Below are 26,481 nucleotides of genomic sequence, written 5' to 3'. Positions count from 1 at the left end.
AGTAGTACCATGATTGTAGATTCTCATTGTCATTTAGACAGGCTTGATTTCGATAAACTCGACCTTAATTTAGACCAAGTACTTGAAAACGCTCGCGCTAAGAAAGTAGAACACTTTTTATGTGTAAGCGTAACTTTAGATCAATTCCCAAGTATGCTGGATAAAATTAAACACTATCCAGATGTTTCTGCATCATGCGGTGTGCATCCACTTGATCAAAAAGACGCACTCGATAAGCAAAAGCTTATTTCACTTGCAAGCCACGACAAAGTGGTGGCAATTGGCGAAACGGGTCTTGATTACTATTACTCAAAAGAGACCCATATTGTTCAGCAAGAAAGCTTTGTTGGTCATATCGAGGTTGCTAATGAGCTCAATAAACCGCTAATCATTCATACACGAGATGCCAGAGAAGACACCATCAACTTAATGCGCGCTCACAATGCCGAGAAGTGTGGTGGTGTATTGCATTGCTTTACAGAAAACTGGGATATGGCCAAAAAAGCCATTGATATGGGCTTTTATATTTCGATTTCGGGCATTGTTACGTTTAAAAATGCCGTAGAGTTAAAAGACGTTGTAAAGCAAATTCCGCTAGATCGCTTACTAATCGAAACAGATTCACCGTATTTAGCGCCTGTTCCATATCGTGGTAAAACAAATCAACCAGCCTATGTTGAAGATGTGGCTTACTACATCGCTGAGTTAAAAGGGCTTACTTTTAACGAATTAGCTGAAGCAACAACCAACAACTTTTACTCGTTGTTTAATCAAGCTAAAAGGGCGTAATAGTGGACGGCGTATCGAACTTACCTCAGTTAGTAATGGGGCCAATGGTACGCCGAGCAGATGCAGGGCGAGTGTGCTTTCAATTTGTTACAACTAGGCCTTGCCATTACCGAATTGAGTTTAGCGGAGTTGAAATATACTCGAACTTAGAGTCCATCCAATTAGGGCAACATCTTTACTTAAATTTCATCAATGTCATGCCTGTCAATGGCCAGTTTGCAGTTGACTCACTGATCTACTATTCATTACATGATGAAGAAAAAAGCCTTGATTTATCGTCTTATTGCTATGAACGTGCAGAATCTCCTGCATTTGTGATCCCAAATCGACTCGATAGAATTCTGCATGGTTCGTGTCGTAACCCTCATCATCCTGCAAAAGATAGCCTTGTAGCTGCAGATAATTGGCAAAATGATCAGCGCCAGTCACTTAATGCAGGTGCTGATCTATTATTGTTATCTGGCGATCAAATATATGCGGATGATGTCGCAGGGCCTATGCTGCTCTCGATTGAAAAAGTGATTAGTCTATTTGGTGTATTTCAAGAGCCAGCGCTTGATTTAGATTTACCAGCAGGGTTCGAGCAGCAACTTTATCAGCGCCATTTACACTTACCCAAAGTACCTTGGCAAAAACGGAGCAAATTTGGTGTTGGTTATTGGCTTAAAAAAGATGAGCCACACTTCTCAAGCTTAAAAGCTGAAAACCATTTAATTCATTTTCAAGAATTTATAGCGCTATATTTATTAAACTTCAGTGCTGTTACTTGGCAGCTAATTGAGTTTGAATCAATTGAATGCCCAGCATTAGCCCCTAAATACGCTAACCTATTTAAACTTGAAAAGGACGCACTGGTTGGCTTTGCAAATGGCCTTCACAGTGTTGAAAGATTATTCGCCAATGTGTCGACACTAATGATGTTTGATGATCATGATGTCACCGATGATTGGAACTTAACAGCAGGGTGGGAGCAAGCTATTTATCAGCACCCAGCTAGCCGTCGTATTGTAAATAATGGCCTGATTAGTTATTGGTTAATGCAAGGGATTGGTAATGATGCCGGTGATAACACTTTGTCTTTATTACCCAGTTTTAAACAAAGCCTGCAACAACAGAGCTGGCATTTTAAAGACTTTGATAAGCTAATACTCAATTTTAACCATTGGCATTACGAGCTTAATACCATCCCCAAAGTTGTGGTTCTCGATACCCGAACCCATCGCTGGCGTAATGAGCAAAATTTCAATGAACCATCAGGCTTACTTGATTGGGAAAGGCTCACTGAATTAGAAGAAAGCTTATTGTCTCACGATAAAGTGATTATTGTATCTCCAGCACCGGTGTTTGGTGTTAAATCGATTGAAGCAATCCAAGCTATTTTTAATTTTTGCGGGCAGCCATTGTTGGTTGATGTTGAAAACTGGATGGCCCATGAAGGTTCTGCTAAAAAACTGCTAGATACTTTTCGCCGTGAAGATACGCCAAAAGAAACCTTGATCCTCTCTGGTGATGTCCATTATTCATTTTGTTTTTCAGTGCAAAAGCGCTTTGGTAAACATAAAAACCGAATTTGGCAGTTGACTGCCAGTGGTATTAAAAATGAGTTCCCACGCAAACTTATTAATGTACTCGATAAACTCGACTCAATTTTATATGCCCCGAAAAGCCCACTTAACTTTTTCACTAAACGTTGGCAAATGGAAGTTGATAAACATCAAACCAAAGGCGAAGGACAAAAGTATTTGGTCAGTAATGCGGCTATCAGCTTAATTGAGCTCAATGACGGTTTACTTGCTAAATATGAACTTATTCACGCTGATAACCAAATAACTGAATTCGATTTAAACGATAATTAATCGAATACATTAGAATAAAAAAACGCCCAGAACGAATCCGCATTGTTCTGGGCTTAGGGGGTGGCTCGTGTGAGCCTGCGCTAACTATAAAAAAACACCTTCTAAATTCAGTAGGGAGAAGTAGAAAGTACTTTTAAGTGTAGTTAATCAACAGGAAATTGCACGGTAAATGTACAAATTTTATACTGGTTTAAAATCAGTCTGTTACAGCTTTTTACCTAAATTAGCGCCTTATTTATACAGTCTTTATGCGCAACTTATACCCAAGTTATCAACTGGGCATTTTGGACCAAATCACGAGGTAATGAGTTCTTAATTTTATTCTTTTGCCACTTACCTAGGCCTACCGGACAACCACATAACATTAAAACTACTTCACCATTATCTTGCGTTGGTTTTTCGAGCCTAATATCTTTACCGTTAAAGTAATCGTTTGCTTGGCAAGCAGACATCTCAAAGGTATTTTTATCGCAATCTTGGCCAAAGACAGTGGCAAACTCGTGAGTTAAGCGAACACCGCCTTTGTGGATCACACCAAGTTGAATACCTAAACGTGAGTATTTAATTTTATCATGCAGTTCATCAAAGCCATCAGGAAACAACCAAAGCTCTTTATCACGTTGCATTAAGGTGCCTTGAAGTGATTTTAGACCGAACTGTTTTTTAATTGTTTGCATAAACGCTTGGCTTTGCTTTTTATCAAATTCAGCAAACGGAAATGCGCCTTTTTTAACTTTTTGATTTGGGTTATCGCTTGATGCTACTTTCTTAAATTTAGCGATGAAGAAACCTTCACTGTCGTAAGTTTGCGGCCAAACATGTAAATAACCTTCACTGGTTGTCGCTTTGTCTGCGCCATCAAACAGGCTGTCGAGCGGTTGTACTTCGATGCAATCAGGGAACTCTGCTAATAGATACTCACACACTTGTTGGTTTTCAAGGGGTGTTAAAGTACAGGTCGAATAGACTAATGTGCCGCCTGGTTTTAAGGCATAAAAGGCACTTTTGATAAGGGCTTTTTGCACAGCAGCAATATCAATATTAGATTCGATTGACCAATTTTTTAGGGCGTCTGAATCTTTACGAACCGTGCCTTCACCTGAACACGGGGCATCTAGCAAAATGTTGTCGAAGCACTCATACATGTAATCCCCGAATATCACACCGTCAAAATGTGATAATGCACAATTACCCACACCCATACGTTTGAGGGTTGCAGCCAATACTTTTAAGCGTGACGATGACAACTCATTGGCCACTAACACGCCACTATTATCCATCATGGCGGCGATTTGTGATGTTTTTGAACCTGGTGCCGATGCCATATCAAGTACCGCGTCGCTTTGCTTAACTTCGGCTCTCAGTGCTACCGGCGGTAACATTGAGCTGGCTTCTTGCACATACATAGCACCACTTAAATGTAAATCGGTATTACCGATTGCAAGGGCGGCTTCTTCGTCGCTTGGTCGTGTTAGCCAGAACCCTTCTTCGCACCATGGAATTGCTGTTAACTCCCATCCTTTTTTGGCACATTGACGCTGAAATTCAGCGACTGACATTTTTAATGTATTTACGCGAACAGATCGTCTTAGTGGGCGGCGACAGGCTGCAATAAAGTCGTCTAATGATAAATGTTCAGGAAGGTAGCTTTTTACATCATCAATAAATGAGTCAGGAATATATGTATTAGCGTCCACTAAATGGCTCTCACATCACGTAATAATAGCTGGATCATACCATTTATAGCGCTATCAGGGGATATTTTTAGCTTTTTAAGAGCGATATTGAAGTGTCGACATATTGCTAATATAAATGTTCTTTATAGCCATTATTTTTGATAAATATCAATTTATGTCGACATTTTGCTGGTTTTTTAGCCTGTTTTTCAGATCTCAAGGTTGACAGTTTCAATGTTAGGGCGCATAGTGAACTCATAAATTGTCGACAATCTTAATTTAGTACTTTGATAGACCTATTATGACAGAGCAAAAAGCCAACGATAACTACAACGATATCACGATAACAACAGCCTCAGACCAAGTGTTTGTCGACATGCGTCGTGAAATTGTCCAAGGCACCATCGAGCAGGGTAGCAAAATTTCTGAGCCAGAACTTGCTAAACGCTATGGTGTAAGCCGTGCCACCTTACGTGAGGCACTAAATCGTTTAGAGAGCTGTTATTTGGTAGAGCGTAAAGCGAATGTCGGTTGTCGTGTTGTTGCGCTAACCGCCGAGCGTTTAATCGAAGTCTATCAGGTTCGTAGTGCCTTAGAAGGGCTGGCTTGTCGGTTAGCTGCCGACAACATGGAACCTGAAGAAGTACAGGGTTTAAAACAGTTATTGAATCAGCACTTACAAACACAGCGTGTAAAAGAAGGTGAATCATACTACCAAGAAGCGGGCGACCTTGATTTTCATTATCGCATTATTAAAGGGTCGAAAAACGCACACTTAATTCATCTGTTATGTAATGAGTTGTACCAGTTAATTCGTATGTACCGTGTACAAATGGGGATGGTTGGGCCACGTGTATCAAAAGCGTTTGATGAACACTTGGCTATTATTAATGCCATTGAAAACCATGACGGTGAATTAGCCGAAATGCTTATGAAACGCCATATTAGTGCGTCTCAGGCAAATATTCAGACGAAGTTTGACTTACTCGCAGCAAAAAATCAGTAGCGCCGTAGTTAAACAGTCACAATTTAGATTTAAAAAATAGAGTTAGCCAAAGAGCTGAAACCGTTCAAAGATAGGAGTTATCCAATGTCAGCAGGATTAAAATTCAAACAGGCAATCGCCAACAACAAGCCATTGCAAGTGGTTGGCACTGTCAACGCGTACTGCGCAATGATGGCAGAAAAAACAGGCCACCAAGCACTTTACCTCTCAGGTGCGGGTGTTGCTAACGCATCATACGGCATGCCAGATTTAGGTATGACTAGCCTTGATAACGTACTTGAAGATATTCGTCGAATCACCAGCGCTACCGACTTACCGCTTCTTGTTGATGCTGACACAGGTTGGGGCGGTGCTTTTAATATTGCTCGTACCGTTAAAGAAATGACCAAAGCAGGCGCAGCGGGCTTCCATATTGAAGACCAAGTAGCACAAAAACGTTGTGGTCACCGTCCTAATAAAGAGATCGTGTCTAAAGATGAAATGGTTGACCGTATTAAAGCTGCGGTTGATGCCAAAACAGACAGTGATTTTTATATTATGGCGCGTACTGATGCATTCCAAAAAGAAGGCTTAAATGCCGCGATTGACCGCGCAGCAGCGTGTGTTGAAGCTGGTGCAGACGCTATCTTTGCAGAAGCGGTACATGATTTAGCAGATTACCAAGCGTTTGCTAAAGCGTTAAATGTGCCAATTCTTGCGAACATCACCGAATTTGGTCAAACACCGCTTTATACAACTGAGCAATTAAGTGAAGTGGGTGTTGAAATTGTACTTTATCCACTCAGTGCATTTAGAGCGATGAACAAAGCAGCACTTAATGTGTATTCGTCTATTCTTAGCGAAGGCTCGCAACAAAGCCAAGTAGACAATATGCAAACACGTGCGGAATTATATGAGTTTTTAGATTATCACTCATATGAAAACACACTCGATAACCTTTTCTCAGCTAAAAAATCATAACGACAACATATAAGGAGAACACTCATGGTAGATAAAGCATTAGGCGGCGCAGGTTTACGTGGTCAAGTAGCAGGTGAAACAGCTCTGTGTACAGTAGGTAAGTCAGGTTCAGGTTTAACTTATTGTGGTTATGATATTAGTGAATTAGCAGATAAAGCGCAGTTTGAAGAAGTGTCTTTTTTACTGTCGCGCGGTGAATTACCAACAGAGTCTGAGCTGACTGAATATAAAGCAAAGCTAAAATCACTTCGTGGTTTACCTGACGCACTAAAAACTGTGCTTGAGAACATTCCTAAAGACGCGCACCCAATGGATGTAATGCGTACGGGTTGTTCAATGCTAGGTAACCTAGAAATGGAGCAAGACTTCTCACAGGCGAATGATGCGATTGACCGCATGGTTGCCGTATTCCCAAGCATTATTTGTTACTGGTATCGTTTTAGCCATGACGGCGTTCGTATTGAAACTGAAACAGATGATGATTCGGTAGGTGCACACTTCTTACGTTTATTACATGACGAAGCACCATCAGCACTGTTTGAGCAAGTAATGAATGTGTCTTTAATTCTTTATGCAGAGCATGAGTTTAATGCATCAACATTCACTGCGCGTGTGTGTGCATCAACATTGTCTGATATTCACTCTTGTGTAACGGGTGCAATTGGTAGCTTACGTGGTCCACTGCATGGTGGTGCGAACGAAGCGGCTATGGATATGATTGAAGGCTTTACAAGTGCAGACCAAGCTGAAGATGCGCTGATGGGCATGCTTGAGCGTAAAGACAAGATCATGGGCTTTGGTCACGCTATTTACCGTGAATCAGATCCACGTAACGTGATCATCAAAAAATGGTCAGAAAAGCTGGCTGCAGAAGTGGGTGACGATGTTCTATATCCTGTATCTGTTCGATGTGAAGAAGTTATGTGGCGTGAAAAGAAATTATTCTGTAATGCTGATTTCTTCCATGCATCTGCGTATCACTTCATGGGTATCCCAACTAAGTTATTTACGCCAATTTTCGTGATGAGCCGTGTTACAGGTTGGACAGCACACGTGAAAGAGCAACGTGCTAATAACCGTATTATTCGCCCAAGTGCAGATTATACGGGCCCAGAAGCGCGTAGCTATACGCCAATTTCTGAGCGTTAATCGTTAATTAAATCAGTGATAGGGGTAGCTTAGCTGCCCCTTTATGAAGGGGCGAAATAAATACAAAAACAATCAGCCCACCATTGTTCACCGTCACCAAGTACAAGTAGAATCATCATGAATACAAATTTTAGAAAACCATTAGCAGGCACCGGCGTCGATTACTTTGATACGCGCGCTGCTGTTGATGCAATTAAACCAGGCAGCTATGCCACACTTCCTTACACATCAAGAGTACTTGCCGAAAACTTAGTTCGTCGTTGTGACCCTGAAATGCTAAATGATGCATTGTCGCAATTGATTGACCGCAAGCGTGATTTAGATTTTCCATGGTTTCCTGCGCGCGTTGTGTGTCACGATATCTTAGGTCAAACAGCGTTAGTTGATTTAGCAGGCCTACGTGATGCCATTGCTGCAAAAGGCGGCGATCCTGCAAAAGTAAACCCCGTGGTACCAACTCAGTTAATTGTTGACCACTCATTAGCGGTTGAACACGCAGGTTTTGAACCTGACGCATTTGAAAAAAATCGTGCTATTGAAGACCGTCGTAACGATGACCGATTCCACTTTATTAATTGGACGAAAACAGCATTTAAAAATATTGATGTGATTCCGCCGGGTAACGGCATAATGCATCAAATCAATTTAGAGAAAATGTCGCCTGTGATCCAAAAACGTGACGGCGTGGCATTCCCAGATACATTAGTTGGTACAGATAGCCACACACCTATGGTCGATGCATTAGGTGTTATTGCAGTCGGTGTAGGTGGTCTTGAAGCTGAAAGCGTGATGCTTGGCCGTGCATCTTACATGCGTTTACCTGATATTGTGGGTGTTGAGCTCAAAGGCAAGCCACAACCGGGTATTACTGCAACCGATATCGTATTAGCGATCACCGAATTTTTACGTAATGAAAGAGTTGTATCGACCTACCTTGAGTTTTATGGCGAAGGTGCCGATGCACTTACATTAGGCGATAGAGCAACTATTTCTAATATGACGCCGGAGTTTGGCGCAACAGCTGCGATGTTTTACATTGATGACAACACGCTTGATTATCTACGTTTAACAGGCCGTGAAGAAGAGCAAGTTCAACTCGTCGAAACTTACGCAAAAGAAACTGGCCTTTGGAGTGATAGCCTTAAAACGGCAGAATATGAGCGTGTGTTAACCTTTGATTTATCATCAGTTGGTCGCAATATTGCGGGCCCTTCAAATCCACATCGCCGTGTTGCAACAAGCGAACTTGATAAAGCGGGTATCACTGGCGTTGTTGAGAATGAAGAAGGCTTAATGCCAGATGGTGCCTGTATCATTGCTGCAATCACAAGTTGTACGAATACTAGTAATCCACGCAATGTTATTGCCGCAGGTTTACTTGCGCGTAATGCTAACGCTAAAGGGTTAACTCGTAAGCCATGGGTTAAAACATCACTGGCACCGGGTTCTAAAGCGGTTAAGTCTTACTTAGAAGAAGCAAATTTATTACCTGAGCTTGAACAACTAGGTTTTGGTATCGTTGCCTTTGCATGTACAACCTGTAATGGCATGAGTGGTGCGCTTGATCCAAAAATTCAGCAAGAAGTGATTGACCGCGACTTATACGCAACCGCTGTACTTTCGGGTAACCGTAACTTCGATGGCCGTATTCACCCTTATGCTAAACAAGCATTCTTAGCTTCACCGCCGCTGGTTGTTGCTTATGCTATCGCCGGTACTATTCGTTTTGATATCGAAAAAGATGTATTAGGCCATGATCAACAAGGTAACGAAATTCGCCTTATGGATTTATGGCCATCAGATGAAGAAATTGATGCAGTGATCAAACAAAGTGTTAAACCTGAACAATTTAAAAAGGTTTACGAGCCAATGTTTGACTTAAGTGTAGATTACGGTGAAGACAACGATCCACTTTACCAATGGCGTCCACAAAGTACCTATATTCGTCGTCCTCCTTATTGGGAAGGCGCATTAGCGGGTGAACGCTCTCTGAGTGATATGCGTGCATTAGCTGTGTTGGGCGACAACATCACTACTGACCACTTATCACCTTCGAATGCGATTTTAGCGTCAAGTGCTGCTGGTGAATACTTGGCTAAAATGGGTCTCCCAGAAGAAGATTTTAACTCCTATGCTACTCACCGAGGTGACCATTTAACAGCACAGCGTGCTACATTCGCTAACCCTAAGTTATTGAATGAAATGGTTAAAGAAAATGGTGAAGTGAAGCAAGGTTCATATGCTCGCATTGAACCAGAAGGCAAAGTGACGCGTATGTGGGAAGCTATCGAAACCTACATGGAGCGCAAACAACCGCTTATCATTGTAGCTGGTGCTGATTATGGTCAAGGTTCGTCACGTGACTGGGCTGCAAAAGGTGTTCGCCTAGCTGGTGTTCAAGTGATTGCAGCAGAAGGCTTTGAGCGTATTCACCGCACTAACTTAATTGGTATGGGTGTATTACCGCTTGAGTTTAAAGCAGGTACTACGCGAACTACGCTAGGTATTGATGGTAGTGAGAGTTTTAGTGTCAAAGGTGAGCCAACACCAGGTGCAACACTGACATTAGTGATTACCCGTGCCAATGGTGAAATCGTTGAAGTACCAATGACGTGTCGTTTAGATACCGCTGAAGAAGTGTCAATTTATTCAGCGGGTGGTGTACTGCAACGTTTCGCGCAAGATTTTTTAGAATCTGAGGAGCACTAAGCGATGGCGTTTAAACCACAAATTAAGGTGCCAGCGACCTATATGCGTGGCGGCACCAGTAAAGGGGTTTTCTTTAACTTAACTGACTTACCTGAGCCTGCCCAAGTGGCAGGTGAGGCGCGCGATAACCTGTTGTTACGTGTGATTGGTAGCCCCGATCCTTACCAAAAACAAACTGATGGTATGGGCGGTGCAACCTCAAGTACCAGTAAGACGGTAATATTATCAAAAAGCGCGAAACCTGATCACGATGTTGATTATCTATTTGGTCAAGTAGCTATCGATAAAGCGTTTGTTGATTGGAGTGGTAACTGCGGAAATTTAACTTCTGCAGTCGGAGCCTTTGCTGTGTCGAACGGCCTTGTTGATGCCAGCAAAATTCCAGACAACGGCGTTGTCGAAGTTAAAGTTTGGCAAGTCAATATTAGTAAAACCATTATAGTACATGTGCCAATTACTAACGGCGAAGTGCAAGAAACCGGTGATTTTGAGCTTGATGGCGTGACCTTTCCAGCCGCTGAAGTAAAACTTGAATTTATGGACCCTGCAGATGGCGAAGGGGCCTTATTCCCAACAGGTAACTTAGTCGATGAGCTAGAAGTGCCGGGTATTGGTATGTTGTCTGCAACGATGATCAATGCGGGTATTCCTACAGTTTTCATTAACGCCAGTGAAGTTGGCTATGATGGCACAGAGCTGCAAGAAGCCATTAACGGTGATGCATCGGCACTTGAAAAATTAGAAACAATTCGAGCCTACGGGGCGTTGAAAATGGGGCTAATTTCTCATATTGATGAAGCAAAGGCACGCCAACATACGCCAAAAGTGGCTTGGGTAGCACCTGCTAAAACGTATCACGCATCAAGCGGTAAAGTTGTAAATGAAACCGATATTGATTTAGTGGTACGTGCTATGTCGATGGGTAAATTGCACCATGCTATGATGGGCACGGCTGCGGTAGCAATAGGTACTGCAGCTGCCATACCTGGAACTTTAGTAAATCTTGCGGCAGGCGGTGGTGAGCGACAAGAGGTAAACTTTGGTCATCCTTCTGGCACTTTAAAAGTCGGCGCTGCTGCAACACTTGTTGATGGCAATTGGCAAGTCACTAAAGCAAGTATGAGCCGAAGTGCGCGTGTGTTGATGGAAGGTTGGGTTAGAGTGCCCGAGTAGTACTCAATCGCGTACTGATATTATCAAAATAAAGCGGCGGTTACGCCGCTTTGTCTGATCCGTAGCACTGTTGTTTCATTCCTTCAATATATTCATCAAACTTGCCGCTTTGTTGCATCAGTTCAATTTCATCATTTAAATCTTGTAAAACTTTTTGCCAGTGCGGCGTTGATTTACTAATAGAATAATAAAGCGGTTTGTATTCAAGCTTTGGTTCTAGCGCGACCAGTGATTCTAAAATTTGTCGTTTGCCGCTAATTGATAATTCAGACTTATAAACACTGGCTTTAAGAACTTCAAGGTCCGCCACAATCAGACTTACTCGATTACTTAGTAAAAGATGGATTAACTGGTATTCATTATTTGCGACGATTGTATCGATTTCTTTATTATCAATCATAGCATCGAGTTTTTTGGTATTTTTATAAGAGCGGACTACACCAATAGGTAAATTCTCAACTGATTTTAAATCACCATTGAAAGGGATTTGATTTCCTTTTAACGCCACGAATGATAGATCTCCACCAGGTATTTCATGACTTAAAGCAAGTAAATTGTTGCGAGTTTTACTAAGAAAATTATCTGATACAACATCATCTTCAATGAAGTACTCAGGAAAAAGAATATCAGCGCGACCTAATTCAGCTTCTCTTACGGCACGCGCCCATGGGTAGAAACCAATGTGTATGCCATAACCTTTTTCAAGAAGTGAGCTGACAGTAAATTGATAGAGCCAGCCCTTGTTACACAAGTTTTCGTCAATATAAGGAGGCCAATCTAAAGTGACGAGCTTTAAAACATGTTTGGCACTTAGGTTATAACCGTATCCGCCGTTGAAACGCACCGCTTCTTCAGTGACGATTTCACCATTTTTTTCAAAACTAACAGGTGTTAGACCCGCAAGGGCTTGATATGAAGCGAATAAAAAGAGCACTGTTAATAGTTTCATAAATTGTTTAAGTTTTTGTTATTTATCTAAAGCTTAGCCTTTTGTCGTAAATATACAACCTAGGAACTGTAACAATATCTAACGGATGGAGTACATTTTTCGGTCACAGCTTATAGTAGTAGACTTGAGTGACAAAAAGCTTGCATTTGTATTATGATATCACTTAATGCTTTTGCAACTTAAGGATAACAACAATGATAAAACTAAGTCTCTATATATCACTTCTCACAAGCTCTATGCTTGCTCACGCACAATTACCGCTTAGCGTTACAAGCCCTGATGGACAAATAACTGTAAAACTCGAAAAACAACAAAACCAGCTTGTTTATAGCGTAAATTATGGCAATCAGGTTTTTTTGCAGCAATCAGAGCTTGGTTTAAATACCAACCTAGGTGATTTTTCACAAATCCTCAAATATAAAAGCCATACAACCGCTTCGGTCAATAAAAGCTATAAATTGCATAATGCGAAGGTGAGTGACGTAAATTACACAGCGAATACACTCAAAGCGCAATTTGAAAACCAAGACGGCAGAATACTTGGCGTCGAGTTTAATGTGTCTGATAGCGATGTTGCATTTCGTTATCAGATATCGGGAGCTGAAACAGATACCCGTATCAAGGTGTTAGCTGAATACAGTGCTTTTAATCTACCAGATAATGCAACTACATTTATAAGCCCACAAGCCTTACCTGAAACGGGCTGGATGCAAACAAAACCAAGTTACGAAGAGCCTTACACCTTTAACGAAGCCCTTGGAACACCGTCAGCGAATGGCGTGGGTTATACCTTTCCTGCATTATTTAAAAATAGCGATAAAGGTTGGCTTTTAATTTCAGAAACCGGTGTTGATAGCCATTATGTTGGCTCAAAATTAAGCGAAGGCACGAAAGACGGTGTATATCGTATTTCATTTCCTCAGGCCGGTGAAAACAATGGCATTGGTGCAACTTATGCCGCTATGGCAATGCCAGCAACCACACCTTGGCGTACCATCACGTTAGGAACAAGTTTAAAACCAATTGTTGAATCAACCGTGGCATTTGATTTGGTTAAACCACTTTATCAAGCAAGTCAAAATTATAAAATGGGTCGATCAACATGGAGCTGGATTGTTTGGCAAGACCCAAGTATCAACTACGATGATCAAATCAAATTTATTGACTTAGCTGCATCATTAAATTTTGAATATGTATTAATCGACAATTGGTGGGATAAAAACATTGGCCGCGAGAGAATGGCTGAATTGGTTAAGTACGCCAATGGAAAGGGCGTTGATGTTATTTTGTGGTACAACTCAAATGGCTGGTGGAATGATGCACCACAGACCCCACAAAATAGAATGAACAGTGCACCTGCACGTCGAAATGAAATGGCGTGGCTGCAAAGCATTGGTGTAAAAGGGCTGAAAGTAGACTTTTTTGGTGGTGATAAACAAGAAACCATTAAACTGTATGAAGATATTCTTACAGATGCAAATCAGTATGGTTTAGTGATCACCTTTCATGGCAGCACCATCCCGCGTGGCTGGGAAAGAATGTATCCTAACTTCGTCACTTCTGAAGCGGTACTGGCATCGGAGAACCTTGTTTTTCATCAAAATTCGTTAGATTTACATGCCTATAACGCGACTATTTTACCATTCACTCGTAATGCTATTGGCGCTATGGATTTTGCCCCAGTGTTTTTAAACAAACGTTTATCGCAAGATCAAACCGTCGGCACTATTCGTAAAACCACAGATGCATTTGAACTGGCAACAGGTGTGCTTTATCAATCACCAGTGCAACATTTTGGCCTGACGCCAAATAACCTTGCAGAGCAACCCCAATTTGTTATTGATACTTTAAAGGCGATGCCAACGGTATGGGATGAAACACGCTATATTGCAGGTCAGCCGGGTCAAGATGCAACGATCGCAAGGCGTCATCAACAAACATGGTGGGTAGCAGCCGTGAATGGTGAAAATAAAGCCAAAACAGTAGATATTGATTTACCTATGTTAGCGGGTAAAAAAATCACCCTGTTGTTTGATAAAAAAGATGGCAGCGCTGGTACTATGCAAGTCACAGTAAGTAACAGTGGCAAGTTAACCTTAAACTTATTAGCTCAAGGTGGCGCACTGATTATTGGTCGCTAACTGTGAGTTTATAGGCGACGAATAAAAGCCAAGTATAAAAAAGCGAGCAGATTGCTCGCTTTTTTATGGCTATAGTTGCCTTGGTAATTTGGGCGTGCTAAATTGCGCCATGTGTGGTGATGTTCTACACCGCTTTAAGGACGACCTTAAAGTTGTAATCTAAATTCGGGGACGACCCCATAGAGGTCGACCATGAACTGGATCCTACTTATTGCTGCTGGCTTACTTGAAGTCGCTTGGGCTTATGGCTTAAAACAATCAGACGGTTTTACAAAACCCCTCATTTCATTCTTTACAATCTTAACCATGGCTGCCAGCTTTTATTGCTTAAGTGTGGCACTCAAATCATTACCACTTAGTTTGGCGTATGCGGTTTGGGTTGGTATCGGCGTTATTGGCTCAGCAATAATAGGCATGACACTATTAGCTGAAGGTGTGAGTCTATTAAAAATAGCCAGCTTACTACTGATCGCCCTTGGCATTATTGGCTTGAAATTAGCTAATTAATTTTGTTTAGTTAATCTGCTCAGTTTCACATCGTTAATTCAGAGTGTGAAACTGAGTGGAATCGACTGTAGCGGTAGTGCGCTAACCAACTGAGCTAGAGATGTTTTAAATTTGGAACATTAAGAATTGGTACGACCGAGTGGATTCGAACCACCGATTTTGGCTTGGGTCATAGAGAGCGGTAGTGCTCTAACCAACTGAGCTACAAATATTTTAAATTTGGAACATTAAGAATTGGTACGACCGAGTGGATTCGAACCACCGATTTTGGCGTGGGTCATAGAGAGCGGTAGTGCTCTAACCAACTGAGTGAAACTTTTTAAATTAGTATATTTATTAATAGAAGTTGTAGGAATTACTAAGAAGCAATAAAGATATAATTGGTACGACCGAGTGGATTCGAACCACCGACCTCTACCATGTCAAGGTAGCGCTCTAACCAACTGAGCTACGGTCGTACTGAGATGTTAAAATCAAGATTGGTACAACCGAGTGGATTCGAACCACCGACCTTTGGACCGGGCCATTAAGAGTGGTAGTGCTCTTTCCTTTGGTTATACCTAAATCATGGTACAACCGAGTGGATTCGAACCACCGACCCCTACCATGTCAAGGTAGTGCTCTAACCAACTGAGCTACGGTTGTATTTTGATTTAAAACATTTGTTAGCGTGGCTAAACAACGGAGGCTAATATATAGCGACTGGTTGTGTGAATCAAGCAGCTTTAGCTATTTTTGTGCTAAGTGCTGGTTTTTTATTCATAACGGACTAATTTCGCACGTTCTGTAAAAACCTTGCCACCAAGCAACATGGCTTTTCGCAGAGTGCTTAAGACTTTGTAAAATTGCGTCATTACTTTCGCTATTTACAAACTGGGCCAATTCTGTGTCACGCCATATTTGCTGGTAAAGAGGTTGTAGAGTTTCTAATCGACCCACTAAGAATGATTGATAAGGCTGTAGTTGCTCTAAATAAAACTTTTTAAACACATTACTCAACGTTTGCGCTTTTTGTTTATTCTTGTTTGCAGGGCAGAGATCATCTTTTGAATACTTCATGAGCAGCGCTGTTAATTGTTGATTGTAATGTGTTTGCACACGAGCCGCAGAAATGAGTAGCTTGTTGTATTTAAAACGATTTAATACTTCGAGTTGGTTGATGATTTGCTCTGGCTCTATAGCGTTTATTTTGCCGGTATTAATTTGATTGTTTAACTTAGCAATTTGCTCCATCGCGCTCACGGTTTCGCTAAAACCTGCGGTGTTTTCATCAATGTGTGTCGAGCTTAGCTGCCAGCTTTGCTTAAACTCGCTTTCGTTGAGCAGCATAGCTCTAAAGTAGTTAGCAAGGTTTGCTTGTTTTTGTATTGCGGTGAGTTTTATTTTTTCAAATAATTCATCTCGTTCATCAAAGCTTTCTAAGCACTCATTTGCGCTTTGAATAAACTTAATTTGATAACTAAGAACATTAGCAGGCGTTGCTGTTTTGCCAAGCTGGTTATTATGTTCAGCAATAAGAGTTGCGAGTTTACATTGACGTAACTGGGCAAGTTCAAGCATGCCAATGGTTGCTTTAACTTCAGTATTTTCAGAAAAGTGGTTAACAGTGAGTGTACTTGGTTTAGAGAGTTTAAAACTTTCGGTTTTAAGTACGTTTTCTAATCTTTGCGCGTAGGTGTGATTTACATCACCGGAGGAGGGCGTGCAGGCAATAAGTGCCACACACGCTGTTGCGATGATAGAGTTTAAAAGGCTATTGGTTTTGCAAAAAAGGTGCATGTTTAAATCGCCTATGAACAGTGAACATCAACATAATTGCTGCGGCACTTAACCCCACAATAATGCCTATCCAAAAGCCATGAGGGCCCAGTGCTGGAACAATTAAATCTGTACGAGCAAGTACGAAGCCAAGCGCAAAGCCGATCAACCAATAGGATACAAAGGTGATATAACCAATCGGTGCCGTGTATTTTAATCCCCGTAAAATACCATTGGCAGAAACTTGCAGGGCATCTGGTAACTGGTAGATACAAGCAAGTACCATGATTGAAGAAGCAAGAGCTAATACTTCAGGGTTGTCAGAATACAATTGGCTTATAATATCTCGAGCAAAAAAGGTCACACTTGCCAGTAAAAAAGCAATAATTGCCGCGAGAATATAACTCGTTTTAACGGCATTTTTTAACTGCTGATAGTGTTGTTGGCCAAACAAATTGCCTATTCGAATGCTAATGGCAATTGAGAGGCTTAACGGCATCATAAACAGTAATGTCGTCACACTGGCTGCAATTTGGTGACCGGCAACAGCAACTGCACCTAAGTGTGCTATAAACAAAGGAATACAAGCAAATAGCGTTACTTCAAAAAAAGTAGCTAATGAAATTGGAATACCTACTTTGGTGATAGTCCACAAAGTAGCGGGCTTTGGCGCTTCGAAATTGGCTAGCAATGCTTTGGCATCAATCTTTTTATTAAAGTGGCAATAAATAACCTGAGTTAACGCCATTGCTGTAAATACCAGCGCTGTGGCAATACCACAGCCCGCGCCACCGTAGGCTTGAAAACCTAATTTACCATGTATAAATACGTAGTTGGCCGGAATATTAACTGCTAAGCCAATTAAACTAATGTAAAAAGCAGGTTTGGTCATTCCCATACCTTCAGTGATATTGCGGTACACACTGAAAAGTAAAAAACCAAAAATACCCCATTTAACAAAATGAATGTATTGCTCAGCTAAGTGGGTAATAGACTGTGAAGTATCTAATTGACTAAGCACAGTATCAGCAAGGCTTGCCAGCCCTAAACCGATTATGGCAAGTACTAACGCCAGATACAGGCCCTGTTGAAAATAATGACTAATACCTTGTTTATCGTTTGAACCAGCAGACTGCGCAATGATACCGGTTAACGCCAATAATATGCCTTGCAACGCAAGCATTAACGGATTCCAAATACCTGTTGCAATAGAAAGTGCCGCCAAATCTGTTGCACTCACTTGGCCTGCCATCACGGTATCAACAACCGTCATTAAAATAAGGGTTACCTGTGCCAAAAAAACAGGAATGGCTAACGAAATTAACCTTTTGGCTTCCCAACTACAAAAAGACATAAAATACACAACTAAATAAACAGACAGCCATTGTAATCTATTCATAGATCAATAAAAATCGCAGTTATCTATTTAATGAAGAAAAGAGAAAGCGATGTTCACTGGAATTGTGCAAACGCAAGCCGTTGTGGTTGATGCTACTAACCAAGGCGGTGTACTAAGGCTAGCTTTACAAGTAGAACAGCAATACGCTGAAAACCTGAATATCGGCGCTAGCATAGCCATTAATGGTTGTTGTTTAACCGTGGTGAAGTTTGCATCAGACACTCAAGGGTGCTGTGTTATAAATTTTGATGTGATTGATGAAACATTGAAGTTAACCAACCTAGGTAAGCTGGCTGTCAATGATACGGTGAATTTTGAACGTTCAGTGACTTTTGGGACTGAACTGGGCGGGCATATCGTGTCGGGCCACATTCATTGTATGGCCGAGATACTTTCAATTAACCACCATCAAGACAACTGTAAAATGCAATTAGCATTAGCAAAAGAGTGGCAAAAATACGTGCTGTACAAAGGGTTTGTGAGCGTTAACGGGGCAAGCCTCACTGTAGGTGAAGTTGATGAGCAGGGCTTTTGGTTGCACTTAATCCCAGAAACACTCTCTATTACCAATCTCGATAATTACCGCGAAGGGGATAAGTTAAATATCGAAGTCGATCAGCAAACTTATACCATTATCAACACGGTCGAAAATTATCTCTCGCAAGAAGGACATATAAAACGAGCAAATTAAAAAATTTGCTCGTCGTCACTATCGACATGTAATTCGAGTTTGTTGTGTGCGTAATCGATATGCATATTCAAATGGATGGGATTGCAACATGCTGCGCAATCTTCATAGTAATCTTGGTCACCGTCACTTGCATCAAGTGCGACGTGAATGTGGTGGCCACAGTGAGGGCATGAAATCCGTTGTGTGTATTGGTCTTTCATCAGCTTTTACCTTAATCAGGCATGCCTGAGTTCGTTAAATTGCAATCTTCATTAAACCCTAACTCATCAAAAATGAATTTAGATTTAATAAGATTGATATAACTCACTAACCGAATTTATTTAAGCGTAGTGCTACCAATTCGGTTAGCATCTTTATTAATACGCTTTATAAGCTAAATATAGCTGTGTTTAGCGGTTTGTGACATTCCTTTTACAGTGATTTTTAGCTTATTTCAGGAGCTGATCAATTTGTTGTTTTGCTTCAGTAAGATAGTGCCCTGCAAAGATATTGGCATTATTGAGCATAGGGTATAGTTGGTAGATGGCCCTACGTTGCTCGTAGCCTACCTGCAATGGGTAGATATCGTTATAGGCGTCATAAAAGCTATCGGGAAGTGGTGCATAAAGCTCACTCATTGCGATATCGCATTCCCGATCACCATAATAACAAGCAGGGTCAAATACACTGGGTACATTATTATAAAAGCCCATATTTCGACGCCAAAAGTCACCGTGTAATAACGAAGGCTCTACAATATGGCTATGCAGTGCGTCTTTAACAAAAGCGATGAAGGTGTCTTGATTCACAAGCTCAATGCCTTTTTCTTGTAATAACTGCAATTGCCAACCAATGCGTTCTTCAGCAAAAAATACATCCCATTTTTTGTGCCAACGATTTGGTTGTAGAGTAGGGCCAAGGAAGTTGTCGTTATCTAAGCCGAACATGGCTTGGGTATGCTTTTGGTGTAAATGAGCAAGGTGTTCTCCCATTTCATGCCAATTGGTATGGGGCTGTTTATCAAGTTCTAACCATTCAAGCACGATAAATGAAAACTCAATATTGCAACCTGTGGTGATGCAATCTGGGATCATAAATAAGCTTTCTTGAGTTAACAGCTCTAGATTAAAGGCTTCGCACTCTAAGCGCTCCAGATCACTTAAGTGAGCGACTTTCACAAAGAAGTGGTGTAAATCATCGCCAATTTGGAAGTATTTATCGTTATTGGGTGATTGTAATTGGCGCTTAAAGGTATGCTTAAAATCAAAATGCATCGCTTGGCTAATCTGTTCATTCACCGAATTCCACATAATTTTGTTCACCTTTTAACCATATAATTAAACTATGGCAAAAAGACGATGAATTAACAAACCCATAGCGTTAATATTGTTAAAGTTTATCGAAGTATTTATGAGGGGTCAGATGAATAAAAGTCTCATTACTAACTTAGTGGCACTTGCCTTAGTATTAGTTGGATTTTTATTTGAACAAGCAATTGTGCTTTCTGTTGGTTTATTTGCGTTATCGGGCGCAGTAACAAACTGGCTTGCTATTCACATGCTATTCGAAAAAGTACCATTTTTATACGGCTCTGGTGTTATAACATTAAAGTTTGCGTCTTTTAAGGTGGCGATTCGTAACTTGGTAATGACCGAGTTCTTCGCTGAAGAAAAAATCGATCAGGTCATGGCGCTCGCTAAACCAAATATTGATTTAGAGCCTGTGATCAGTGAAGTTAATTTAAGTCCGGCTTATGACTCTTTAATTGAGGTTATCGAAAACTCTCAATTTGGTGGCATGCTGTCGATGTTTGGTGGCCGTGATGCGCTCGAGCCAATGCGCGAACCTTTCATTGAAAAAATGAAAGAGGCGGTTATTGATATTTCGAATAGCGACGAATTTAAAACCATTCTTGATGAAAAGCTATTTGCAAAATCTCACCTTGGTGGCTCATTACACAGTACAGTTGAGCGTTTAGTTGATGAACGATTGAATGAGCTTACACCAACCATGGTAAAAGATATTATTCAAACCATGATCAAAGAACATTTAGGTTGGTTAGTAATTTGGGGTGGGGTGTTTGGCGGCTTATTTGGCCTGATAGCTGCGCTAGTCTAATGAAGAAGGAATTTGTAGCAGGCCTTCAAAGACCTGCTACTGTGTATTCATCATTATTTTGAGCCTGCAATTACAATCACAGTGTCATCAGATACGTTAGCGATATCTTGAATACTGGTTTTTGTTGCTATGTCAAAATTTAAGTATTTCGCAGAGTTATGCAACCCATAAGTGCTAACAAACTTATTAGTTGGCATATCATTGCAAAATAGTTTTTCTGTCATTACTCGTTTACTTAAGCGTAAATCGCGCATAGTTCCGATTACATTGAGTGGCTTATTTGATGCAATAGCCATACACGCTTGAGTGCCAACTGAGTTATCTGCTGCGACAAATTGGGCTGCACTTGCATCAGTTGCTGCTAGTGAAGAACCTAAAATTATTGCTGTACCTAGTGCTGTAGTTAACGTATTCATCTTTCTCTCCAGTTGTTGTCTATAACGTAACATTTGTGCGACCTGGCTATTATGGATACTGCACATTTCCTGTTTGCTGGGCACATTTAAAGTATTACGCTAAACAAAAACAATTGCTGTTAATGAGAATCGACAAGATGTAAGTAAGTATGTAGATGTGAACAAACAAAACTAACCGCTTGATAAGTGCTATTTTAAAGTGTGAATGTTGACACAATTAGCCTTAAAATTTTTTAATTAATTTTTAAAAATCCTGTATTAGCTCGTATTTAAGACTTGATATTTACGTGGCTGTTACATTTAAGTATTAACTCTAGCTTTTCTTTAAAAGGCTAATCAGAGTATAAGGAGCATCAGTGACCACAAAATTAGCAGGCTATTATCAACAAGCCTATGCATCTGAATCAAAACACTTTAATCAATGTTTTTATTGTGGTTGTGAAGCAACTGAGCGAGATTTTTGTCCGCCACTGCATATGCTGCAAAGCATTATAGATTTAGGTGAAGAGGCCGAATTTATATCAATTCCAGCATGTTATGAGTGCTTTGCATTACTGCATAACGAACGAGTGCTAACTATTGATGGGCGAGTGACAAAGCTAAAAAAGAAACTTTCTGCAAAATATGCAAAAGCGCTGAGAATTTATCACATGTGGCATGAAAGTGAACTTCACGATATGAGTGATGAGTTTGTGCACAGTATTAAAGCAGGCATGAAGTTAGGTGCAGAGGCGGCAGAGCGAATAGCATTTCAAGGTTATAGTTATGCAACTGAAGATGCCAGTGTCACTATTCGCGAGAAACGTGCCGAATTTGATGTGCAAGGCAAAGTCTTTTATGACTTTAAAGACGCGCTTAATTACTGCATTAATGATTTACAAGTCGACAGAACAGAATTCTATAAGCTGGTGGTCGAAGATTATAATGGTGATTTTAACCGTGCATTGAGTCAATACCGCCATCGACACGAAAAAATAACCGCAGCTAACGATGCAGATTCACTGATTAAAAGTTTTGCCAAGCAGCACAAGCAAAACTCAGACTTTGTAACTCGAACTGTGAAACATTTTATCAACAAAGATCCGAGCTTAACTACCGAAGGTGCGTTAGAGCAGTTATATAACAACTACATAAAGAAATAGTGCTCTGTGAGGCTGGTTATTCGTCTTGAATATTGGTGACTGGCCTCGTTTACTCGCATTAGAATTAACAATTAGTTAAAGTAATTAAATAATAAAAAAGAGGAACGTAAGAATGCAAAAATTTGCACCATCCTTGTTGGTTATGGCGCTTGGTGTCGCGTTAGCGGGTTGTCAAGACAATGGCCCACAAGATCCAAAAGTCTCAATTAACAAAAACCCATACCCAAGCACTTATCAGCCACTTGCATCACAAAGTACGTTAATCACTAATGCCACAGTTTTAACCGGCACAGGTGAGCGTTTAGATAACGCAGATGTATTCATTGTTGATGGCAAAGTACAACAAGTAGGTAAAGACCTTTCTGTACAAGCTGATAAAACAATTGATGCAGAAGGTAAATGGGTAACACCGGGTATTATTGACGTGCATTCACATTTAGGTGCATACCCAACTCCATCAGTAGCATCTCACCAAGATGGTAATGAAATGACCAGCCCTGTGACTGCAGAAGTATGGGTTGAGCATTCAGTATGGCCACAAGATCCTGGCTTTAACCGTGCTCGTGAAGGCGGTATTACGTCATTACAAATTCTACCTGGTTCAGCAAACTTAATTGGTGGCCGCGGTGTAACGCTTAAAAACATTCCCTCGCACACGATGCAAGGTATGAAGTTTCCTGAAGCACCATATGGTTTAAAAATGGCATGTGGTGAAAACCCGAAACGTGTTTATGGCCGCAAAGGTGTTTTACCATCAACGCGTATGGGTAACATGGCGGGCTACCGCACAGCGTGGATTGAAGCGACTGAATACAAACGTGAATGGGATAAATACGAAAGTGATTATGCCGCAGGTAAAAACCCTGCAGCACCTCACCGCGACATCAAGCTAGATACGCTAGCAGGTGTGTTAGAAGGTGACATATTAATCCATAACCACTGTTATAAAGCAGAAGAAATGGCCATGATGATCGACCTCGGTAAAGAGTTTGGTTATCACTCAGGTACTTTCCATCACGGTGTTGAAGCATACAAAATTGCTGACTTACTTGCTGAAAACGGTAACTGTGCGGCACTTTGGCCAGATTGGTGGGGCTTTAAAATGGAAGCCTACGACATGGTTCAAGAGAACGTAGCAATTGTAGATGCTGTTAAAAATTCATGTGCCGTTGTTCACTCTGATTCTGATACAACGATTCAACGCTTAAATCAAGAAGCCGGTAAAGTGATGTATCGCGCGAATGATGTGGGTTACGACATCTCTGAGCAACACGCAATTAAGTGGATCACTTCAAACGCGGCTAAATCGCTAGGTATTGATGATAAAACAGGTTCACTTGAAGCAGGTAAGCAAGCTGATGTGGTTATTTGGAACCAAAACCCATTCAGTGTTTATGCGAAAGCTGAACAAGTATTTATCGATGGTGCCAAAGTTTATGATCGTAACGATGATAAATACCAAGCACAAAGTGATTTCATGCTAGGTCAAAAATAGGAGTAACATTGATGACAAAATTAACTAAATCATTAAAGCTGTCACTTGTTGCTGCTGGCTTATTTTCTGCGACAGCAAGTGCTGCATCAGTAGCGATTGTCAATGCAACACTACATACTTCAACAGAGCAAGGCGTACTTGAAGGCGCAAGCGTTGTTATTGAAGATGGCAAAATTGTTGCTATTAACCCAGCGACTGTCAACGCGGATACAACCATTGATGCAAAAGGCCAAATCGTGACTGCAGGCTTTATTGGTACTATGAACCAATTAGGCTTAGTCGAAGTGGGTGCTGTTGCAGGTTCGCGTGATGGTGGTGATGACAAAGCGGGCATTGATTTTGATCCAAGCCTTGCATTCAACCCACGCAGTAGCTTAATTCCTTATGCACGCAAAGGCGGCATTACTCAAGACGTGATTGTACCAAACGGCGGTGACAGTATCTTTGCGGGTCTTGCATCTGTAGTTGATCTATCAGGTAGCTTTGAAAGCGTAAATAAAAAGCAAGTTGCACTTGTTGTTCATTTAGGTGAAAAGAGTAAAGGCTCACGTGCTATGTCGATGAAAACACTTATCGACAAGCTTGAAGGCGAAAAGTCAGCTAAAAAAGATGACAAAAAAGAGCCATCAACAGAGCAAAAAGTTTTAGCAGCTGTGCTTGCTGGTGATATGCCACTGATTGCCAGTGTTCAACGCGCATCAGACATCTATGAACTTGTTAAGTTAAAAGAAAGCTATGGCATCAATTTAGTGATTCATGGCGGTGATGATGCTGTTGTGGTTGCAGATGCTCTAGCTAAAGCGGATGTACCTGTGATCATCAGCTCTATGGCTAACTTACCGGGTAGCTTTGACTCTATGCATGCAAATCTTGCTAACGCAGGTAAGCTTGAAAAAGCCGGTGTAAAAGTCATTATTGGTGTTGCTGGTGACTCAAGCCACAATGTATACCAATTACGTTTTGATGCAGGTAATGCTGTGTCATACGGTATGAGCCAACAAGGTGCACTTAGCGCAGTTACCAGCAATATTGCTGATGTTTTTGGTTTAAACTCAGGCGCAATTGCCAAAGGTAAACGTGCAAACCTAGTTATGTGGTCTGCTGATCCATTTGAGCTTAACTCACACGTAAGCAAAATGTGGATCAACGGTGAAGAGGTTTCAACCGAAGCGCGTCAAGACAAACTACGCGACCGTTATACAACTGATTCAGCGATGCCACGCGCTTATACTAAATAAGTGCTCAACATATAAAAAGGCCGCAAATTTGCGGCCTTTTTTTAATACATATTTTCAAACTAAAAGCTAAAAAATTAGATTGCTTAGTTTATAAAGGCTAAGGCCAAATATAAGCAGTATTACTGGCACAATTACAAGGTTAAGTAAAAGCGAATTAGTGTATCCTTTCATCACCGATTTTTGATTCACTAACCAAACAAGGTAACAGGTAACAATTGGAAGTAATAATCCATTGGCAGCTTGCGCAAATATGATAACCGCAACCGGATCAAGCCCAAGCGATGCGACCAGTGCACCGAAAACAAGGATAGTGATAGCAACCAGTTTAAAACGTGTATCACTCATTTGTGTTGACCAACCAAGCATGCCGCAAACAGCGTAAGCACCCGCAAGCGGTGCAGTTATTGCGCTAGTAAGCCCAGCTGCACATAAACCGATAGCAAAGAAATAATGAGCCATACCACCTAGAAGGGGCTCAAGTTGCACAGCCATATTGGCCGCTGAAATTTTACCTGCATCGGTACCATAAAATGCCACAGAGGCTGTTGATAAGATAGCTAACGTGATTATGCCACCTAAAGTTATCGAAATACCGGTATCAAGGTTTGTTTCTTTGATTACTTTGTCGATATTTTTTGAACTATCGTGTTTTTCTGCAAGTACCCCAGAGTGTAAAAACAGGTTGTAGGGCACAATGGTTGTACCTATCAAGGCAAGTACCGTGGTAATTGAATTATCAGGTAAGCTAGGTATAAATCCTTTTAGCACTTCACCAAGTGGCGGAGCCGCCATCACCAGCGTTGAAATAAACACTAAACTCATCAAGACTACTAAAACAATTAACGCACCCTCAATGACTTTATGTTTGCCAGTGTACAAGAGCACTGCACTTAGAATCGCAATAAGGGGAGTCCAGAGTAGTGGACTCACTGAAGGGAGTATTTCTTGCAGTCCTAAACTGGCACCAGTCAGATTGCCTGCTTCATAGGCTGCACTGCCAATACCAATTGCACTGATCACTAATATGGCAGCCAGGGCTTTAAAAATCGGTGTTTGAATCGTGGTTCTGAGTGCAGATGCTAAATCAAGTCCTGTAGCAACACCAAGACGAGCAGCCATTGATTGCAACAAAATCGTCGCTACAACTGAGAACAATAACGTCCAAATAAGAGCAAAGCCAAAATTAGCACCTGCAACACTTGCCGTGGTGATGGTACCTGGTCCAATAAAAGCTGCGGTGACTAGCAGTCCGGGCCCTAAACGCATAATAAAACCTTTTATTATTATTTTTATACATTAACTATTAGCAAAACAGCTAATGTTTTAGAAA

The 26,481-nt window shown here is 41.1% G+C and carries 22 protein-coding genes and 2 tRNA genes; 14 read left to right on the top strand and 10 right to left on the bottom strand.

The features are described 5' to 3' along the window. The first annotated feature begins 9 nt into the window (after positions 1-9). Positions 10-789: a TatD family hydrolase gene (locus IRQ78_RS11620; protein WP_194442282.1), complete on the top strand. Its 780-nt coding sequence runs from the start codon at positions 10-12 to the stop codon at positions 787-789. Next, a complete protein-coding gene (locus IRQ78_RS11615) occupies positions 789-2,645 on the top strand; it encodes an alkaline phosphatase D family protein (protein WP_407681620.1) in 1,857 nt (618 codons plus the stop codon). The genes IRQ78_RS11620 and IRQ78_RS11615 overlap by 1 nt, the downstream gene beginning before the upstream one ends. A 257-nt stretch (positions 2,646-2,902) precedes the next feature. Here the strand turns inward: IRQ78_RS11615 and rsmF are convergent, their stop codons facing one another. Next, positions 2,903-4,342: a 16S rRNA (cytosine(1407)-C(5))-methyltransferase RsmF gene (rsmF, locus tag IRQ78_RS11610; RefSeq protein ID WP_194442280.1), complete on the bottom strand. Its 1,440-nt coding sequence runs from the start codon at positions 4,340-4,342 to the stop codon at positions 2,903-2,905. Between the two features lie 280 nt (positions 4,343-4,622). On the opposite strand from rsmF, the gene IRQ78_RS11605 reads away from it, so the two are divergent. The 5 genes from IRQ78_RS11605 to prpF all read left to right on the top strand — a co-directional run bounded on the left by IRQ78_RS11605 (position 4,623) and on the right by prpF (position 11,318). Continuing rightward, a complete protein-coding gene (locus IRQ78_RS11605) occupies positions 4,623-5,327 on the top strand; it encodes a GntR family transcriptional regulator (RefSeq protein WP_054554723.1) in 705 nt (234 codons plus the stop codon). A gap of 84 nt (positions 5,328-5,411) precedes the next feature. Then, positions 5,412-6,287, top strand: a complete 876-nt coding sequence (prpB, locus tag IRQ78_RS11600; RefSeq protein ID WP_054554724.1) for a methylisocitrate lyase — start codon at positions 5,412-5,414, stop codon at positions 6,285-6,287. 24 nt (positions 6,288-6,311) lie between these two features. Continuing rightward, positions 6,312-7,436: a bifunctional 2-methylcitrate synthase/citrate synthase gene (gene prpC / locus IRQ78_RS11595; RefSeq protein WP_194442278.1), complete on the top strand. Its 1,125-nt coding sequence runs from the start codon at positions 6,312-6,314 to the stop codon at positions 7,434-7,436. A gap of 117 nt (positions 7,437-7,553) precedes the next feature. Continuing rightward, the gene (gene acnD / locus IRQ78_RS11590; RefSeq protein WP_194442276.1) at positions 7,554-10,145 is read left to right on the top strand and encodes a Fe/S-dependent 2-methylisocitrate dehydratase AcnD; all 2,592 of its coding nucleotides are present in this window, start codon (positions 7,554-7,556) and stop codon (positions 10,143-10,145) included. 3 nt (positions 10,146-10,148) lie between these two features. After that, entirely contained in the window at positions 10,149-11,318 is a 1,170-nt protein-coding gene (gene prpF / locus IRQ78_RS11585; RefSeq protein ID WP_194442274.1) for a 2-methylaconitate cis-trans isomerase PrpF, read from the top strand. 40 nt (positions 11,319-11,358) lie between these two features. Here prpF and IRQ78_RS11580 read toward each other — a convergent pair whose 3' ends face one another. Beyond that, a complete protein-coding gene (locus IRQ78_RS11580; protein WP_194442272.1) occupies positions 11,359-12,267 on the bottom strand; it encodes a substrate-binding periplasmic protein in 909 nt (302 codons plus the stop codon). A 194-nt stretch (positions 12,268-12,461) separates the two neighbouring features. On the opposite strand from IRQ78_RS11580, the gene IRQ78_RS11575 reads away from it, so the two are divergent. Continuing rightward, positions 12,462-14,408, top strand: coding sequence for a glycoside hydrolase family 97 protein (locus IRQ78_RS11575; protein ID WP_194442270.1), 1,947 nt, complete (start codon positions 12,462-12,464; stop codon positions 14,406-14,408). 192 nt (positions 14,409-14,600) lie between these two features. After that, positions 14,601-14,915 (top strand): DMT family transporter, encoded by a 315-nt coding sequence (locus tag IRQ78_RS11570; protein ID WP_054554730.1) that lies wholly within the window; start codon positions 14,601-14,603, stop codon positions 14,913-14,915. Positions 14,916-15,296: 381 nt separating this feature from the next. Here IRQ78_RS11570 and IRQ78_RS11565 read toward each other — a convergent pair. The 4 genes from IRQ78_RS11565 to IRQ78_RS11550 form a co-directional block, all read right to left on the bottom strand. Beyond that, positions 15,297-15,373: transfer RNA gene (locus IRQ78_RS11565), tRNA-Val, on the bottom strand. Positions 15,374-15,483: 110 nt separating this feature from the next. Next, positions 15,484-15,560: transfer RNA gene (locus IRQ78_RS11560), tRNA-Val, on the bottom strand. Positions 15,561-15,674: 114 nt separating this feature from the next. Then, positions 15,675-16,694 (bottom strand): DUF3080 family protein, encoded by a 1,020-nt coding sequence (locus tag IRQ78_RS11555; RefSeq protein WP_194442268.1) that lies wholly within the window; start codon positions 16,692-16,694, stop codon positions 15,675-15,677. Continuing rightward, positions 16,669-18,027: an MATE family efflux transporter gene (locus IRQ78_RS11550; protein ID WP_194442434.1), complete on the bottom strand. Its 1,359-nt coding sequence runs from the start codon at positions 18,025-18,027 to the stop codon at positions 16,669-16,671. Before IRQ78_RS11550 ends, IRQ78_RS11555 begins: the two co-directional genes overlap by 26 nt. Positions 18,028-18,121: 94 nt before the next feature. Here IRQ78_RS11550 and IRQ78_RS11545 point away from each other — a divergent pair, with 94 nt between their 5' ends. Continuing rightward, a complete protein-coding gene (locus tag IRQ78_RS11545) occupies positions 18,122-18,763 on the top strand; it encodes a riboflavin synthase subunit alpha (protein WP_194442266.1) in 642 nt (213 codons plus the stop codon). Here the strand turns inward: IRQ78_RS11545 and IRQ78_RS11540 are convergent. Together IRQ78_RS11540 and IRQ78_RS11535 are read right to left on the bottom strand one after the other, a co-directional pair. Continuing rightward, entirely contained in the window at positions 18,760-18,963 is a 204-nt protein-coding gene (locus tag IRQ78_RS11540; protein ID WP_054561385.1) for a CPXCG motif-containing cysteine-rich protein, read from the bottom strand. The genes IRQ78_RS11545 and IRQ78_RS11540 overlap by 4 nt on opposite strands. 228 nt (positions 18,964-19,191) lie before the next feature. Beyond that, a complete protein-coding gene (locus tag IRQ78_RS11535; RefSeq protein WP_054554735.1) occupies positions 19,192-20,052 on the bottom strand; it encodes a fructosamine kinase family protein in 861 nt (286 codons plus the stop codon). A gap of 112 nt (positions 20,053-20,164) precedes the next feature. Between IRQ78_RS11535 and IRQ78_RS11530 the strand changes: the two genes are divergently transcribed. Next, complete coding sequence (locus IRQ78_RS11530) at positions 20,165-20,860, top strand: hypothetical protein (protein WP_054554736.1); 696 nt, start codon at positions 20,165-20,167, stop codon at positions 20,858-20,860. Positions 20,861-20,913: 53 nt separating this feature from the next. Here the strand turns inward: IRQ78_RS11530 and IRQ78_RS11525 are convergent, their stop codons facing one another. Beyond that, entirely contained in the window at positions 20,914-21,276 is a 363-nt protein-coding gene (locus IRQ78_RS11525; protein WP_054554737.1) for a DUF3718 domain-containing protein, read from the bottom strand. 356 nt (positions 21,277-21,632) lie between these two features. Between IRQ78_RS11525 and IRQ78_RS11520 the strand changes: the two genes are divergently transcribed. The 3 genes from IRQ78_RS11520 (at position 21,633) to IRQ78_RS11510 (ending at position 25,151) form a co-directional block, all read left to right on the top strand. Beyond that, positions 21,633-22,418, top strand: a complete 786-nt coding sequence (locus IRQ78_RS11520; RefSeq protein ID WP_194442264.1) for a hypothetical protein — start codon at positions 21,633-21,635, stop codon at positions 22,416-22,418. A 112-nt stretch (positions 22,419-22,530) separates the two neighbouring features. Further along, complete coding sequence (locus tag IRQ78_RS11515; protein ID WP_138617575.1) at positions 22,531-23,913, top strand: amidohydrolase; 1,383 nt, start codon at positions 22,531-22,533, stop codon at positions 23,911-23,913. Positions 23,914-23,924: 11 nt separating this feature from the next. After that, positions 23,925-25,151: an amidohydrolase family protein gene (locus IRQ78_RS11510; RefSeq protein ID WP_194442263.1), complete on the top strand. Its 1,227-nt coding sequence runs from the start codon at positions 23,925-23,927 to the stop codon at positions 25,149-25,151. 66 nt (positions 25,152-25,217) lie between these two features. Here IRQ78_RS11510 and IRQ78_RS11505 read toward each other — a convergent pair whose 3' ends face one another. Then, positions 25,218-26,417, bottom strand: a complete 1,200-nt coding sequence (locus IRQ78_RS11505) for an Nramp family divalent metal transporter (protein WP_138601855.1) — start codon at positions 26,415-26,417, stop codon at positions 25,218-25,220. Between the last annotated feature and the right edge of the window lie 64 nt (positions 26,418-26,481).

The sequence above is a fragment of the Pseudoalteromonas simplex genome (assembly GCF_015278155.1).
Lineage (GTDB): Bacteria > Pseudomonadota > Gammaproteobacteria > Enterobacterales > Alteromonadaceae > Pseudoalteromonas > Pseudoalteromonas simplex.
Note: the sequence above shows the minus strand (reverse complement) of the source record. Positions and strands in the feature narration are given on the sequence as shown.

Bases quoted from the DNA above. Each gene is read 5' to 3' on its own strand.
- IRQ78_RS11620 (WP_194442282.1), top strand. From the start codon at position 10: ATGATTGTAGATTCTCATTGTCATTTAGACAGGCTTGATTTCGATAAA.
- IRQ78_RS11605 (WP_054554723.1), top strand. From the start codon at position 4,623: ATGACAGAGCAAAAAGCCAACGATAACTACAACGATATCACGATAACA.
- prpB (WP_054554724.1), top strand. From the start codon at position 5,412: ATGTCAGCAGGATTAAAATTCAAACAGGCAATCGCCAACAACAAGCCA.
- prpC (WP_194442278.1), top strand. From the start codon at position 6,312: ATGGTAGATAAAGCATTAGGCGGCGCAGGTTTACGTGGTCAAGTAGCA.
- acnD (WP_194442276.1), top strand. From the start codon at position 7,554: ATGAATACAAATTTTAGAAAACCATTAGCAGGCACCGGCGTCGATTAC.
- prpF (WP_194442274.1), top strand. From the start codon at position 10,149: ATGGCGTTTAAACCACAAATTAAGGTGCCAGCGACCTATATGCGTGGC.
- IRQ78_RS11580 (WP_194442272.1), bottom strand. From the start codon at position 12,267: ATGAAACTATTAACAGTGCTCTTTTTATTCGCTTCATATCAAGCCCTT.
- IRQ78_RS11575 (WP_194442270.1), top strand. From the start codon at position 12,462: ATGATAAAACTAAGTCTCTATATATCACTTCTCACAAGCTCTATGCTT.
- IRQ78_RS11570 (WP_054554730.1), top strand. From the start codon at position 14,601: ATGAACTGGATCCTACTTATTGCTGCTGGCTTACTTGAAGTCGCTTGG.
- IRQ78_RS11555 (WP_194442268.1), bottom strand. From the start codon at position 16,694: ATGCACCTTTTTTGCAAAACCAATAGCCTTTTAAACTCTATCATCGCA.
- IRQ78_RS11550 (WP_194442434.1), bottom strand. From the start codon at position 18,027: ATGTCTTTTTGTAGTTGGGAAGCCAAAAGGTTAATTTCGTTAGCCATT.
- IRQ78_RS11545 (WP_194442266.1), top strand. From the start codon at position 18,122: ATGTTCACTGGAATTGTGCAAACGCAAGCCGTTGTGGTTGATGCTACT.
- IRQ78_RS11540 (WP_054561385.1), bottom strand. From the start codon at position 18,963: ATGAAAGACCAATACACACAACGGATTTCATGCCCTCACTGTGGCCAC.
- IRQ78_RS11535 (WP_054554735.1), bottom strand. From the start codon at position 20,052: ATGTGGAATTCGGTGAATGAACAGATTAGCCAAGCGATGCATTTTGAT.
- IRQ78_RS11530 (WP_054554736.1), top strand. From the start codon at position 20,165: ATGAATAAAAGTCTCATTACTAACTTAGTGGCACTTGCCTTAGTATTA.
- IRQ78_RS11525 (WP_054554737.1), bottom strand. From the start codon at position 21,276: ATGAATACGTTAACTACAGCACTAGGTACAGCAATAATTTTAGGTTCT.
- IRQ78_RS11515 (WP_138617575.1), top strand. From the start codon at position 22,531: ATGCAAAAATTTGCACCATCCTTGTTGGTTATGGCGCTTGGTGTCGCG.
- IRQ78_RS11510 (WP_194442263.1), top strand. From the start codon at position 23,925: ATGACAAAATTAACTAAATCATTAAAGCTGTCACTTGTTGCTGCTGGC.
- IRQ78_RS11505 (WP_138601855.1), bottom strand. From the start codon at position 26,417: ATGCGTTTAGGGCCCGGACTGCTAGTCACCGCAGCTTTTATTGGACCA.